The organism is Ruegeria sp. AI2, from assembly GCF_056541275.1.
Window position 1 is genome coordinate 1 of sequence record NZ_JBQFYB010000086.1, and the last position, 596, is coordinate 596.

1 protein-coding gene is annotated in these 596 nt (G+C 50.0%); it reads right to left on the reverse strand.

The window, feature by feature from the left end; translation table 11 throughout:
* Nucleotides 1-5 precede the first annotated feature (5 nt).
* A partial coding sequence (locus ACR0LL_RS21310; RefSeq protein ID WP_480589328.1) for a hypothetical protein occupies nt 6-596 on the reverse strand: 591 nt, incomplete at its 5' end.

Genomic DNA, 596 nt, shown 5'->3' on the forward strand with positions numbered 1-596 from the left:
CTCGGTTAACCGCCTTCGTCGCTTCCTGGAACGAGGCCATAACTGATGAGTACTTGGCTAACTTCATCCGCCATATCCAACTGGTCGGCGGTATCAAACATTTCTGTAACTGAGTCTTCATACCAACTCGCAGTCGCTGGCTCGCTCCGAAGAAGCCGAACTGCGGAATCAACAGATTTAAGATACTCTACCCTCCAGTTCGGTGCCGCACGGGACGCATGTAAGTCAGCAAGTGAAACGTATACATACGACGTAGGCTGGTTCGAGGACTGTTCTATACCGTCCGTGATCGCATCTATTAAGTCATCATAGTAACCTAAGCTGGCATACCGATTGGCAACTTTCTTAGCGCGAAAAAAAATCTGCTGCGATTCTTGACGAGGAAGCTGGCGAATGACCTCGAGCATTTCAGCCCAAGCATTTTGCCTGACATTGGCCGGAGATACCTTCACGGGAACAAGTTTATTGTCCTTCATATCGTAAGAAACGCCTGTCAAGGCTTCACGCTCCAGGCGCATTGCCGAGTGGTGAAGGCTGGTCTGAAACCACTCCGCTAGAATTGCTAATTTCAGGGCCTCGTCCATAAACCCGAGACG